The 12,835-nt window shown below is 74.2% G+C and carries 10 protein-coding genes; 5 read left to right on the top strand and 5 right to left on the bottom strand.

Features of this window, described 5'->3' with window-relative positions; all coding sequences use genetic code 11:
- Positions 1-114: 114 nt before the first annotated feature.
- From ACWGH1_RS01335 to ACWGH1_RS01325, 3 genes are read right to left on the bottom strand one after another with little or no spacing between them, the layout of a single operon-like run.
- Positions 115-1,371 (bottom strand): Tm-1-like ATP-binding domain-containing protein, encoded by a 1,257-nt coding sequence (locus ACWGH1_RS01335; RefSeq protein ID WP_453355072.1) that lies wholly within the window; start codon positions 1,369-1,371, stop codon positions 115-117.
- Between the two features lie 48 nt (positions 1,372-1,419).
- Positions 1,420-1,911, bottom strand: a complete 492-nt coding sequence (locus tag ACWGH1_RS01330) for an NUDIX domain-containing protein (protein WP_453355073.1) — start codon at positions 1,909-1,911, stop codon at positions 1,420-1,422.
- Positions 1,912-1,941: 30 nt separating this feature from the next.
- Positions 1,942-2,982 carry a cation diffusion facilitator family transporter gene (locus ACWGH1_RS01325; RefSeq protein WP_453355074.1) on the bottom strand — a complete coding sequence of 347 codons (1,041 nt, stop codon included), beginning with the start codon at positions 2,980-2,982 and terminating at the stop codon, positions 1,942-1,944.
- A 152-nt stretch (positions 2,983-3,134) separates the two neighbouring features.
- Between ACWGH1_RS01325 and ACWGH1_RS01320 the strand changes: the two genes are divergently transcribed.
- From ACWGH1_RS01320 to ACWGH1_RS01310, 3 genes are read left to right on the top strand one after another with little or no spacing between them, the layout of a single operon-like run.
- Positions 3,135-5,483 carry an FHA domain-containing protein gene (locus tag ACWGH1_RS01320; RefSeq protein WP_453408322.1) on the top strand — a complete coding sequence of 783 codons (2,349 nt, stop codon included), beginning with the start codon at positions 3,135-3,137 and terminating at the stop codon, positions 5,481-5,483.
- Between the two features lie 13 nt (positions 5,484-5,496).
- A complete protein-coding gene (locus tag ACWGH1_RS01315; protein ID WP_453408359.1) occupies positions 5,497-6,138 on the top strand; it encodes a hypothetical protein in 642 nt (213 codons plus the stop codon).
- Positions 6,138-7,151, top strand: a complete 1,014-nt coding sequence (locus ACWGH1_RS01310; RefSeq protein WP_453408321.1) for a protein kinase domain-containing protein — start codon at positions 6,138-6,140, stop codon at positions 7,149-7,151. Before ACWGH1_RS01315 ends, ACWGH1_RS01310 begins: the two co-directional genes overlap by 1 nt.
- Before the next feature lie 10 nt (positions 7,152-7,161).
- Here ACWGH1_RS01310 and ACWGH1_RS01305 read toward each other — a convergent pair whose 3' ends face one another.
- Both ACWGH1_RS01305 and ACWGH1_RS01300 read right to left on the bottom strand, forming a co-directional pair.
- Positions 7,162-7,530, bottom strand: coding sequence for a hypothetical protein (locus ACWGH1_RS01305; RefSeq protein ID WP_453357746.1), 369 nt, complete (start codon positions 7,528-7,530; stop codon positions 7,162-7,164).
- A gap of 95 nt (positions 7,531-7,625) precedes the next feature.
- On the bottom strand, positions 7,626-8,915 hold the full coding sequence (locus tag ACWGH1_RS01300; protein ID WP_453408320.1) for a streptophobe family protein: 1,290 nt from the start codon (positions 8,913-8,915) through the stop codon (positions 7,626-7,628).
- 160 nt (positions 8,916-9,075) lie between these two features.
- Here ACWGH1_RS01300 and ACWGH1_RS01295 point away from each other — a divergent pair, with 160 nt between their 5' ends.
- Both ACWGH1_RS01295 and ACWGH1_RS01290 read left to right on the top strand, forming a co-directional pair.
- A complete protein-coding gene (locus tag ACWGH1_RS01295) occupies positions 9,076-10,521 on the top strand; it encodes a DUF6777 domain-containing protein (RefSeq protein ID WP_453408319.1) in 1,446 nt (481 codons plus the stop codon).
- A 12-nt stretch (positions 10,522-10,533) separates the two neighbouring features.
- Complete coding sequence (locus ACWGH1_RS01290; protein ID WP_453408318.1) at positions 10,534-12,645, top strand: SpoIIE family protein phosphatase; 2,112 nt, start codon at positions 10,534-10,536, stop codon at positions 12,643-12,645.
- Positions 12,646-12,835: the final 190 nt, after the last annotated feature.

Genomic DNA, 12,835 nt, shown 5'->3' with positions numbered 1-12,835 from the left:
CCCCCTCTGCTGCCCCACCGGGTCCCAGAGCCGGTCCTCGCGGCCGGCCACCCCCTGGGACACGGTTTCCGCCATGGCCGGTTCCCGGCCGGAGGGGGTGTCTCGAGGAGGGTTTCAGGCCACGGCCCGCTCCGCGCCGATCATGGCGTGCAACCGGTCGGCCGCGGCCCGTCCGAAGGACGGATCGTTGATGTGGGTGTCGTAGTCGTACAGCCGGGCGGCACTGCCCCGCAATCCGTCGCGCAGCGCCGTGAACAGGGCCCGGTCCGCGCCGGGGTCATGGTAGGGGCCACCGGGCGCGCTCAGCGTGGACAGTCCGCGCAGTGGGACGCACACCTCCGTGGGTCCGGTCGCCACCCGGAGCTTGGCGGCGACCCGGCGGCCGAGTTCCGCGCATTCGGCCGCGGTCGTACGGATGACGGTGATCGACGGGTTGTGGACGCGGACCCGCCGGTAGCGGACCCGCTCGGGCAGGCTCTCCAGCGGGCCGAACTTCACCATGTCCAGCGCGCCCAGGCTCACCACCTGCGGGATCCCGGCCTGCCCGGCCGCGCTGAGCCGGTCGGGGCCGGCGGTCAGGATGCCCCCGCACAGGTCGTCGGCGAGTTCGCTGAGGGTGAGGTCGAGGACGCCCGCGAAGATGCCCTGGCCGGCCAGCTTCTCCAGGGTGCGGCCGCCGCTGCCGCTGACGTGGAAGACCAGTACCTCGTAGCCGAGTTCGGTCAGCCGCTCCCGGGCCGCGTCCACGCCGGTCGTGGTGACGCCTGCCATGCTCGCGGCGACCAGCGGCCGTGAGCCGGCCCCCAGCCGGGCCGGACGGCGCCGCTCCAGCGCGGCCCGGGCGTACCCCTTGGCCATACCGGCGATCGCCTCCGCCGCATTGGCCAGCACCGGGGCGGAGATGCTGTTGATCCCCGCTATGTCCACGACGCTGTACATCATCGTGATGTCCGCGGACCCGATGTACGGGGCCACGTCGCCGGAGGCCATGGAGGAGACCATCAGTTTCGGTACGCCCAGGGGCAGGGCGCGCATCGCCCGGGTGGCGATCGAGGTCCCGCCGCTGCCGCCGATCGCGAGGACCCCGTGCAGCCGGCCCACGGCGTGCAGGCGCAACAGCGTCGCTTCGGCGCCCATGGCCATGGTGGTGACGGCGGCGCCCCGGTCGGCCGCCGCCCGCAGTTCCGTCAGTTCCGTTCCCGCCGCCCGTGCGACCGCTTCGCGCGGCACCTGGGCGGGTATCCGGGGCTCGCCCATGATGCCTGTGTCGACAGTGATCACTTCGACGCCGGCGCGCAACAGCCTCTCGCGCAGCCAGCCGTACTCGACACCCTTGGTGTCCAGGGTTCCCACCAGCACGACGTTCGTCATATGTGCAATGTCCACGCAGGCGGGGTTTGTTGGCAAGTCAAGGTCGGGTCAACCCGCCAGAAGGTCCAACAGCCGCTCAAGAAAAGGGACTTGACCTGCGATGAGCTTGGTTTTGGCCAGTGCGGGCGAGAACCAGGCCACCCTGTCCAGTTCCGGGAACTGCGCCTGTCGGCCCGAGCGCGGCGGCCACTCCATGGTGAAGGTGCCGGGCACCATCAGCGCCGGATCCAGGTCCGCCCGTACCGCCCAGATCGTCACCGCCTTCCCGCCCGCCATCCGGATCTCGCCGAGCGGCAGGTACGGGCCCTGCGGCGGCGGCAGGCCGATCTCCTCGGTGAACTCGCGGCGGGCCGCGTCCAGCGGGGTCTCGTCCGGGCCGTACTCGCCCTTGGGGATCGCCCAGCCGCCGGCGTCGCGCCTCGCCCACAGCGGGCCGCCCATGTGGCCGAGCAGTACCTCGACGCCGGCCGCGGCTCCGGTCTCGGCTCCGGCTCCGGTTTCGCGGAACAGCAGCAGTCCGGCACTGCGCTTCTGTGTCATGGGGCCATGTATGCCCCGCCGCGCGCTCCGTCAGTGGTCGTGCGGGCCCTCGCGGTGGACCGGCCCGTGCGCGTCGGCGCAGTGCGGGTCGAGGGGCCCGGGGTCCTCACCGGCCCGGCCGACCGAGAGCAGGGCCTCCGGGACGTGGTCCACCTGGAGGGTGGTGTGGGTGATCCCGTACTCCTTGGCCAGCAGCCGCTCCAGGTCGCGGCGTACCGCGTGGCAGTCGCCGGCCGGTTCCACGAGGACGTGCGCGGAGAGCGCCGCCTGTCCGGAGGTGATCGTCCAGATGTGCAGGTCGTGCACCTCGGTCACCGGCGGGTGCCCCACGAGCCGGTCGCCGACCGCGTCCGGGTCCACGTTCGCCGGGGCGGCCTCCAGGAAGATCCGGCCCGACTCGCGGACCAGTCCGTAGCCCGCCTTCACCATCAGCACCACCACGACCAGCGACGCGATCGCGTCGGCCTGCCGGAAACCGGTGGTCAGGACGATCAGGCCGGCCACCGCGGTCCCGATGAAGGCGAACATGTCGTTCAGGATGTGCTGGTAGGCGCCTTCGACGGCGAGGGAGGTCCGGTTCGCCTTCGAGATGCACCAGGCCGCCACCACGTTGACGGCGATCCCGGCCAGGGCCGTGACCAGGACCAGACCGCCCGCCACCGGCGGCGGATCGACCAGCCGCCGCACCGCCTCGTACGCCAGCCACACCGCCAGCAGCAGCAGGGTCAGCCCGTTCGCCTGCGCGGAGAGTATCTCCGCCCGCCTGAGGCCGAACGTGAACCCGCCGCGCGCCGGGCGGGCGGCGAGCCGCATCGCGATCAGCGCGAGCACGATCGAGACCGCGTCGGTCAGCATGTGCGCGGCGTCGGAGATCAGGGCCAGCGACTGGGCGACGACACCGATGACCACCTCGACGGCCATGAAGCCGCAGATCAGGCCCAGGGCGATGGCCAGCCAGCGCCGGTCGGCGTCCGCGGCCACGCCGTGGCTGTGCCCGGCGTGCCCGGCGTGCCCGCCGCGCCCGGAATCCCCGGCGTGGTCGTGCCCGTGGTCGTGGTCGTGCCCGGTCATGGTGTCCCCCGTTTGTTCGGTTCCGACGCCAGCAGTGAAGCGCACCTTCCGTCCATCGGCAAAGGCTGCAACGGGGACCGTTGTCATTTCCCATAAGACGCCCCCTGACCAGGTGTTATGCCGTGCTGCTCGGATCGTGGGAAAATCTGTTCATGGTCCAGCGACCCGGTGCGGCGGCCGCACCCGAACTCGTGGTGGAGACCGCCCGGGGCACCACCCCGATCAGCCCGGGCCGGACCTACCACGTCGGGCGCGACCCCCTCTGCGAAATCTGTCTCGACGACGCCCGGGTCTCCTGGCACCACGCGATCCTGCGGCCCGAAGGCGACCACTGGACGGTCGAGGACGAGGGCAGTACCAACGGCACCTGGGCAGACGGCCACCGCGTCCACGAATGGAGCGTCGGCCCCGGCAGCGAACTGCGCTTCGGCAGCGCCGAGGACGGCCCCCGCCTCGTCCTCCTCGGTGCCGGCCCCCGGCGGAATAAGGGCCGCCCGTCCTCCGTCACGAACCCCGCCCTGTCCGCCACCTTCCACCGGCCCACCTCCGTACGGCCGCTGCCCGCGCGGACCGTGCGCATCGGGCGCGCCCCCGACAACGACCTCGTGGTCGACGACCTCGTCGTCTCCCGGCGCCACGCCGAACTGCGCGCCCTGCCCGACGGGAGCTACGAGATCGCCGACCTCGGCAGCCACAACGGCACCTACCTCAACGGCGCCCCCGTCCAGCGGGCCCGCGTCGCCGAAGGCGACATCGTCGGCATCGGACACAGCGCCTTCTGCCTCGTCGGGGACCAGCTCCAGGAGTACGTGGACACCGGTGAGGTCTCCCTCGCCGTCCAGGACCTCGCCGTCGCCGTCGACCACGGCCGCAAGGTCCTGCTCGACCACGTCTCCTTCCCCGTCGGCGCCAGATGCCTGCTCGCGGTCGTCGGCCCCAGCGGCGCGGGCAAGTCCACCCTGCTCGGCGCGCTCACCGGGCTGCGCCCCGCCGACCAGGGCACCGTCCTCTACGACGGACGCGACCTCTACCGCGACTACGCCGAACTGCGCAGCCGCATCGGCCTCGTCCCGCAGGACGACATCCTGCACGCCCAGCTCACCGTGCGCCGGGCCCTGACCTACGCCGCCGAACTGCGGTTCCCGCAGGACACCGCCAAGGCGGAGCGGCAGGACCGGGTGGACGAGGTCATCCGGGAACTCGGGCTCCGGGAGCGCGCCGACCAGGCCATCCACAGCCTGTCCGGAGGCCAGCGCAAACGGGTCTCCGTCGCGCTGGAACTGCTGACGAAGCCCTCCCTGCTCTTCCTCGACGAGCCGACCTCCGGGCTCGACCCCGGCATGGACCGCTCCGTCATGCACATGCTGCGCGGTCTCGCCGACGACGGCCGGACCGTCATCGTGGTCACCCACAGCGTGCTCAGCCTGGACGTCTGCGACCGGCTGCTGGTGCTCGCCCCGGGCGGGCGCGTCGCGTACTTCGGACCGCCCGGCGAAACCCTCGGCTTCTTCGGCTTCGCCGAGTGGCCGGAGGCCTTCGAAGCGTTCGAGAACCAGCAGGACCGCGACTGGGCGGGCGAGTACCGCGCCTCGGCCCTGTACCGGAAGTACGTCCGGGTACCGGGGCAGCCCGCGGTGGCCGGCGCTCCGGGCGGACCGGCCGGCTTCGCCGCCGCTCCGCCCAAGGCGCAGAGCTGGGGAGCGCAGCTGTCCACCCTCGTGCGGCGCTACGCGGCCGCGCTCAGCGCCGACCGCACCTTCCTCGCCATCATGGTCGCGCTGCCGTTCGTGATGGGCGCGATGGCCCGCGCCCTGGCGGGCCGCTCACTCACCCGGGAGACGGCGGTCAACGCCCTGCTCATCCTGTGCGTGGGCGGCGTGCTCACCGGCGCCGCGAACGCGGTACGCGAACTGGTCAAGGAGCGGACCATCTACCAGCGCGAACGCGCCGTGGGGCTGTCGCGCTCCGCCTACCTGATGTCGAAAGTGGTGGTCCTGGGCGGGGTCACCGTCGCGCAGGCCGTGGTGCTGACCCTGGTGGCGCTCCTCGGGGTGCAGCTCAACGCCCCGGACGGCCGGGGCGTCTTCCTGCCCCCGCTGGTGGAGATCACGATCGCGGTCGCGCTGCTGTCGTTCACCGCGATGATGCTCGGCCTGCTGGTCTCCGCGCTGGTCAGGAAGGAGGAGGTCACGATGCCCCTGCTGGTGCTCCTCGCCATCGTGCAGGTGGTCTTCTGCGGGGCCCTGCTCCAGCTGAACGGCGTGCCGGTGATCGGGCAACTGGCCTGGCTGGTTCCCTCGCGCTGGGCGCTCGGCGCCATGGCCGCCACCATCGACCTCGGCGCGATCGTCCCCGGCAAGGTCACCGACGACCCGCTGTTCGCCCACTCCGCCGGGGTGTGGCTGCTCGACATCGGGATGCTGGTGGTGCTGTCCGTGCTGTTCGGGGTGCTGGTCTCCAGGCTGCTGCGCCGGCACGAGCCCGCCATCATGCGGAAGTAGCCCGGTGACCTCGATGACCGGCCCGGCCGGTGCCGCGGACTTCCGGCCCACGCACGTCGTGCCCCAGGAGGGACTGCCCGCCTGGGAGGCACCGGACGGCTCCCGGCCGACCGCCGCCCTGGACCCGTTCCTGCCCGTGCAACTGCTGTCCCGGCAAGGCGAGTGGGGCGAGATCCTGTGCGCCAACGGATGGTCCGCGTGGGTGGACGGCCGGCTGCTGGTCGCCGTGCCGCAGCCCCCGCCGACCGGCGGCCGGCCCCTCGCGCGCACCGAGGACCCGCGGCCCCTGCTGGCCCGCAGCGCCGACGCCCTGGAGCGCTACCGGGGGGCCGCCGACCGGCTCGCCTCCGGGAACGGGGACGCCGCGGCCTTCCGCGAGGACACGCGGGGACTGCGGGCCGGAGTGGTGATCGACGGGGAATCGGTGTGGCTCTACGACGAGGCGGCCGGGCGGTGGCTGTACGGCGAGGGCGGCGGGCCACCGGCGACCTACGCGGTCGTCTCGGGGCCGGGCTCCGCCGACGGGCCGGCGCCGCCCGACGATCCGGATCCCGGCGCGGTGGCCGACGTACCGGCGCGGGCACCCCGGGCTGCCGGGCACGAGCCGACGCTGGTCACGGAGCGGCCCGAGGACGGGAAGGACGGGGACCGCTGATGTCCGCCGAACCGCTCGGCGGCCGGCCCTCCGGTCTGCTGGGCAAGCGGATCGCCGGGTACCAGCTGGAGAGCGAGATCGGGCGCGGCGGCATGGCGGTGGTCTACCGGGCCCTGGACCTGCGGCTGGACCGGACGGTGGCGCTGAAGCTGCTCGCGCCGGAACTCGCCCGCAACGACACCTTCAGGCAGCGGTTCGCACACGAGTCGAAGGTGGCGGCCGCCATCGACCACCCGCACATCGTGCCCGTCTTCGAGGCGGGCGAGACGGACGGGCTGCTGTACATCGCGATGCGCTACGTCGCCGGGCAGGACCTGCGGGCCCTGCTGGACCGCACGGGCCCGCTGGCCGTCCGTGCGGCGGCACGCATCGCAGGGCAGGTGGCCTCCGCGCTGGACGCGGCCCACGCCCACGACCTGGTCCACCGGGACGTGAAGCCGGGCAACATCCTGGTGGCGCCGGGCACCGACAGCGACCACCCCGAACACGTGTACCTGACGGACTTCGGGCTGACGAAGAAGTCGCTGTCGCTGACCGGGTTCACGAGTGTCGGACAGTTCGTGGGGACCCTCGACTACGTCGCGCCGGAACAGATCTCGGGGAAACCGGTCGACGGGCGCTGCGACGTGTACGGCCTGGGGTGTGTCGTCCAGGAGATGCTGACCGGCGCCCCGCCCTTCCGGCGCGACGAGGACCTGGCCCTGCTCTGGGCCCACCAGTTCGATCCGCCGCCTCCGGTGACCTCACTGCGGCCCGACCTGCCGGTGGCGGTCGACGAGGTGCTGGCCAAGGCGCTGGCCAAGTCGCCCGAACAGCGGTGGGACAACTGCCTGGCGTTCACCGATGCGCTGCGCCGGGCGGCCGGAACGCCGGTAGCGCCGACCGGGCCGGAGCACTCCGGAGGGCCGCCGACACCGCTCGCGGACCCCGCCGGGTCCGCCCTGGACCGGGGTCCCGCACCGCCGCCGCGCTGGGCGCTACCGGTGTTCCGGCCGCCCGGCGGCGGTGCGTGAGGGGGCGTGGTCAGGAGTCGGCGGCGAGGACGGAGCGGCACAGCACGTACGCCCTGACATCGGCGTGCGAGGCGGAGGCGTACCAGCCCTTGCGGCCGTCCGGGCCGACGACTGGGTGACTTGCCACGACGGGGCCGGTGTCGCCGTTCTCCAGGGAGTAGCCGCCGGACTGGACGAGCATGCCGTCGGGGCAGTAGACCGCGCTGGCCGAAATCTCCCGGGGGGTCGCGTCGCGGGCCCCGACTGGACCCGCGAGGTAGCGGGCGCCGGTGGGTGTCGCTCCGGTGGGGAGCGCGGTGGACAGGGTCAGGGCGACTGCGGAGACGGCAAGCAGACCGCCGGCGTGGAGCGGCCGGAACAGGCCTTTAAACGTGTTCACGGAGGTGAGGTTGGCATGCGGAATCGATTCACCGCCGAACCGATCCGAGCCGGTTCACCCGTACGGACCATCGGTTGGTCCGCCGTGGCAACCGCTCAGGTCAGGGCCTCGCGGGGGCCGTCCTCGCTGTCCACCGGCCCCCGGTGGCGCAGCGGGCGGGCCAGCAGGGCGCCCAGGAATCCGGCCACAGCGCCCCACAGGAGGGCCACCCCGGTGGTGCGCCACAGCACCGGGGCGAGTTCGACCTGGCCGCCGAGACCGCCCACATCGCCGATCCCGAGGAGCGAGAGCCCGAAACCGGCGTGCACGCCCGCCAGTGGACAGACCACCAGCATCGTCACGGCCAGCGCCACGCCCAGGCGCAGTGCGTGCTGCCGGGGCCGGACACCGGCCGGGGAACGCACGGCGGCCAGCACGCCGGTCCCCAGCAGCAGGACGGCGGCGACCACCACCAGCCACCACGCCCGGGAGTCCTGCGCCGCCAGCGAGGAGACGTCGACCGTGGACCGTTCCGGACCGCGCAGCACCTGATCCAGCGGATGCGGCACCGGCAGCCCGAACGGCCCCTCGACGCGGCCCTCCCACGCCCCGCCCAGCCCCACCGACAGCGCGAGCCACGCCAGGTTCGGCAGGCCCAGCAGCACGATCGCCAGGGTGCGCTCCGCATGCCCCCGGGTGGCCGCCGCCACGAGGCCGGTGACGAGCCCGAGCGCCACGCAGGCGAGGAGCAGCACCAGGGTGGCGAAGGCGGCCGGGCGCACCGCCGTGTGGAGGCGGACCAGCCCGGCCGGCAGCGGGGCGCGCCGCGAGACCAGCAGGGCCACGGCCAACACGCCCACGATCCACAGCAGTCCGCGGAGCAGGGTCACCGGCAGGTCGGCCGCGAAGCCCACCGTCGGGGCGGAGCCGGTCAATTCACCGATGTCCCCGAGCAGGGAATCGCCGGGGGAGAGGGCGAACGTCTGCCGGGCCGCGAGGCCGGCCGCCAGCAGGGCGAGCAGCCACAGCACGGTCAACGGCACGGCCCGGCCGAGGAGTTCCCGACTCCCGGCCACCGCGCGGCCGCGCAGCGGCCGAAGAAAGGCGCAGCCCGCGGTCAGCGCCCCGGCCAGACCCACCGACAGCGGCAGCAGGGACAGTGCCAGCTCGGCCCCGGCCAGCTCCCCGGCCCCGCCGGAGGCCCCGACCGAGCCGCCGGCCCCCAGCACGACCACCGCCGCGACCACCCGGGGGAACGCGCCGCCCGGCAGCCGGCCGGCGCCCGCGCAGGCCGCTCCGGCCGCGGCGACCGCGAACATGACGGCGAACGACGCCACCACGGCGAGGAGCCCGTCGCGCCAGGCCTTCGCGCCTGTGGAGGCCGGCGCCGTCGAGGGACTGTTCACCCCGCCAAGGTGGCACCCCCGGCTTGCGGCCACCACCCGACGGGCGCACACAATGGTCCGCAGGAGTGCGATACAAGCCGATGTACACGGACATGTCCGTACGGCAGCTGCGGAACGTCCCCCGGGTACCCGGAACGCCTCCGCAGGGGAAGAAGAGCCCGTGACCACGCAACCCTCGGGTGAGGAACCGCCGCGGCCACCACGCTCACCGCAGCCGCGGAGCGCCTCACGACCGCCGTCCGCCGAGCCTCCCGCAGGTCCGCCCTCCGGCCCGCTCTCGGGCGGCCGTCAGGGCGGACCGCCGCCCTCGCCCCCGTCCGGGCCCCCCTCGGGGCCGGGCGGGCAGCCGCCCAAAGGGCCGTGGTGGCGCTCCGTACCCCGGCTGGCCACGGCCGTCGTCGCGGTGGCGGCCGTCACCGCCCTGATCGTCGTCCTGACCCGGCCCGGCGGGAACCCGTCGGGCAAGGCCGGTGAGGTCTTCCTCCAGCCTGCCTCCGCGACCGGACCCGCCCCCTTCACCGCGTCCACCGCCACCGACCGGGGCTCGCCGCCGCCGCAGAGCCCGTCACCCAACCCCGCCGTGACGAACACGGCGGCGACCGGGACGACGGCCACCCCCAGCGTCAGCGGGGCGGCGCCCGGGCTGTACGGCGGCACCAAGGACGTGGCCAGTTGCGACGTGGAGAAGCAGATCAAGCTGCTGTCCGCCCAGCCGGCGAAGAACGCGGCCTTCGCCTCGGCGCTCGCCGTCAAGCCCGCCTCCGTTCCGGGCTACCTGCGCTCGCTGACCCCGCTCCAGCTGCGCGTCGACACCCGGGTCACCAACCACGGCTACAGCGACGGCCGGCCCACCGCCTACCAGGCCGTGCTCCAGGCCGGGACGGCCGTACTGGTCGACGACAGGGGCGTACCGCGGGTGCGCTGTGCCTGCGGGAACCCGCTGGCGCCCCCCGTGGCGCTGGGGGGCGGTGAGCCGAAGCGGACCGGGCAGCCGTGGCCCTCTTACGTCCCCTCCCGGGTGGTGGTCATCGCGCCGTCGGTGACCATCGTGCACAAGTTCGTGATCTACGACCGGCACGACGGGCGCTGGGTCGAGCGCGACCGGAAGGACCACCAGGGCAAGCACGACAAGCCGGTGCCGCCGCCGGTGGTCAAGGTCCCGCCGTCGTCGTCGCAGCCGCCCACCCTCTCGCCGCCGCAGTCACCCCCGCAGTCCCCGGCCTCTCCGCCGGAGTCCCCGGTCACGCCCCCGCAGTCCCCGGCCTCTCCGCCGGAGTCCCCGGTCACGCCCCCGCAGTCCCCGGCCTCTCCGCCGGAGTCCCCGCCCGAGTCCCCGCCCGAGTCCCCGGCCTCTCGCCCCGAGTCGCCGGCTTCTCCGCCCGAGTCCAAGGTCTCGCCCCCGGAGTCCCCGGCCTCCGCTCCGGAGTCCCCGCCCAGCTCCCCGCCGGATTCCCCGCCGGAGTCGCCGCCGGATTCCGCGCCGGAGTCCCCGCCCAGCTCGCCTCCGGAGTCTCCGGGCAGGTCGTCCGCACCCGTGCCCGGACTCGTTCCGCCCGGGCCCCCGAGCTCGCAGCCGCCAGCACCGGCGACGCCCGGTAACCCGTGAGACGCTGGCTCTATGGACCAGCGGGGAGAGACGGCCCCCGAAGTCGACTGGCCCGCGCGGCCCGACACCAGCCTCGCGCTGAACCGCATGGGCACCTTCGACTGGGACCTCGACAGCGGGCAGATGCACCTGGACCCCACCGCCCTCGAGGTTCTCGACCTGCGCCCCGACGAGTTCAGCGGCACCCCCGACGGACTGCGCGCCCGCCTGGTCTCCGGCGAGGAGGCCCGCATCGACGCGCGCGTCGCGCAGGCGCTCAAGGAGGGCCGCAGTCACTACGGCGCCTACTTCCGCAGCCGCCGGCGCGACGGCGGCGCCGGCTGGACCCATATCCAGGGGCACATCCTGCGCGACCCGCAGGGCCGCCCGTACCGGATCATCGGGATCCTCCGCGACGCCGCCCACGACCCCGGCGAGCCCGGGGCCGAGGGGGCGCACGACGAGGGGCGGCGCCGGATGACCGGGGTGGTCGAACGGACCACCGCGATCCTCGCGCACGCCCGGACCGTCAACGACGTCACCGACGTGCTCAAGGACCCCGAGGCGCTCGGCCACCTCGGGGCGGTCAGCGTGATGCTCGGCGTCGTGGACGGCGGCCGGATCCACCTGGTCGCGGAGGGGCGGCTGGGCTCGTACGTCCCGGAAATCGAGTACACCCGCGTCGACGCGCGGTTCCCGATGAGCGAGGCCGTACGGAGCCTGCGCCCGGTCTTCATCGCCTCGCGCGACGACTTCCGCGGGCGCTACCCGCTGCTGTGGCCCTACATCGAGCCGCTCGACGTGTGCAGCGGCGTCTACCTGCCCCTCATCGCCCAGGGCCGGGCCATCGGTGCGCTCGGACTGCTCTACACCCGCGCCCGGGACTTCACCGCCGAGGAACGCAACGTGCTGATGGCGCTCGGCAGCGGCATCGCGCAGAGCCTCCAGCGGGCCATGCTCTTCGAACAGGAGCACGACCTCGCCGAAGGCCTCCAGCGGGCGATGCTGCCGCGCCGGATCCCGGAGGTCGCCGGGGTACGGATCGCCGTACGCTACCGGGCGGCCAGGATCGGCCGGGACATCGGCGGTGACTGGTACGACGTCATCCCGCTCGACGACGGCCGGGTCGGCGTCATGATCGGCGACGTGGAGGGCCACGACACGGACGCGGCGGCGGTCATGGGTCAGCTGCGCATCGCCCTGCGCGCCTACATCGCCGAAGGACACCCGCCCGGTACGGCGATGGCGCGGGCCTCGGCGTTCCTGCGCGAGCTGGAGACGGAACGATTCGCCACCTGCACCTACGCCGAGGTCGACCTGAACACAGGAACCCTGCGCATGGTCCGTGCCGGTCACCTAGACCCTGTCCTGCGGCGCGGCGACGGCAGCGCCCACCGCGTGCAGGTGGCGGGCGGACTCCCGCTCGGGCTGCGCCCGCCCGACGGCCGGGGCGCGGCGCCGGGGTCCGGCACCGGGTATCCCGTCACCGCCCTCGACCTGCACCCCGGCGACACCCTGGTGCTCTGTACGGACGGCCTGACCGAGCGCGCCCGGGGGGACTCCGATGCGGGCATGCGCGAGCTGATGGACGCGGTCCGTGACGGCCCGGCCGACGTCGAGGAACTCGCCGACGTGCTGTGCGACCTCATCGGCGACGCGGGCGGCGGCGACGACATGGCGCTGCTCCTGCTGCGCCGCCGCGGCACGCCCGCCCCGCGCGGCGGCGGCCCCCTGAGCCACCGGCTCGACCCGGACGACCCGGCGGCCCCCGGCCAGGCCCGGCACCTGATCCGCGCGGCCTCGGAAGCCTGGGGCGCCCGGGCCAGGTCGGACGAGATCGTGCTGGCCGCCGACGAGCTGATGACCAACGCCCTGGTCCACACCGACGGCGGCGGCCACGTCAGCATGCGGCGGACCGCGGACGGACGGATCAGGGTGGAGGTGGAGGACTCCAGCAGCGCCCTGCCGCACCGCCGGGAGGCGGGGGAGTGGGCGATGTCGGGACGCGGCCTGCTGCTGGTGGAGGGACTCGCGGACGCCTGGGGCGTGGAAGCCCGGGGCGGCGGGAAGTGCGTGTGGTGCGAGTTCGCCGTCCCGCCGCCCGCGGCCGATGCGCCCGGCGCGGCCGGGACGGCGCACGGCTGAACCCGTGGGCGGGGCCGGGACGGCGCACGGCTGTATCCGCGGGCACGGCCCGCGGCGAAACGAACCTGCGGGCGCCCCCGTCGGGCGAACGGCGGAATCCGTGGGCGCGGCCCGGGCGGCGAAATGGCGGAGTCCGCGGCCTGGACAGCGCTTGGCTGGACCCGCAGGCTCGGCCCGGAGGTGCACGGTT

Source organism: Streptomyces sp. NPDC054883 (genome assembly GCF_053610645.1).
This window is presented reverse-complemented; position numbering and strand designations above follow the sequence as displayed.

What these genes read in the sequence shown, in the direction of transcription:
- ACWGH1_RS01325 (WP_453355074.1), bottom strand. Translation starts at nt 2,982, where the DNA reads ATGACCGGGCACGACCACGACCACGGGCACGACCACGCCGGGGATTCC.
- ACWGH1_RS01335 (WP_453355072.1), bottom strand. Translation starts at nt 1,371, where the DNA reads ATGACGAACGTCGTGCTGGTGGGAACCCTGGACACCAAGGGTGTCGAG.
- ACWGH1_RS01330 (WP_453355073.1), bottom strand. Translation starts at nt 1,911, where the DNA reads ATGACACAGAAGCGCAGTGCCGGACTGCTGCTGTTCCGCGAAACCGGA.
- ACWGH1_RS01320 (WP_453408322.1), top strand. Translation starts at nt 3,135, where the DNA reads ATGGTCCAGCGACCCGGTGCGGCGGCCGCACCCGAACTCGTGGTGGAG.
- ACWGH1_RS01310 (WP_453408321.1), top strand. Translation starts at nt 6,138, where the DNA reads ATGTCCGCCGAACCGCTCGGCGGCCGGCCCTCCGGTCTGCTGGGCAAG.
- ACWGH1_RS01315 (WP_453408359.1), top strand. Translation starts at nt 5,497, where the DNA reads ATGACCGGCCCGGCCGGTGCCGCGGACTTCCGGCCCACGCACGTCGTG.
- ACWGH1_RS01290 (WP_453408318.1), top strand. Translation starts at nt 10,534, where the DNA reads ATGGACCAGCGGGGAGAGACGGCCCCCGAAGTCGACTGGCCCGCGCGG.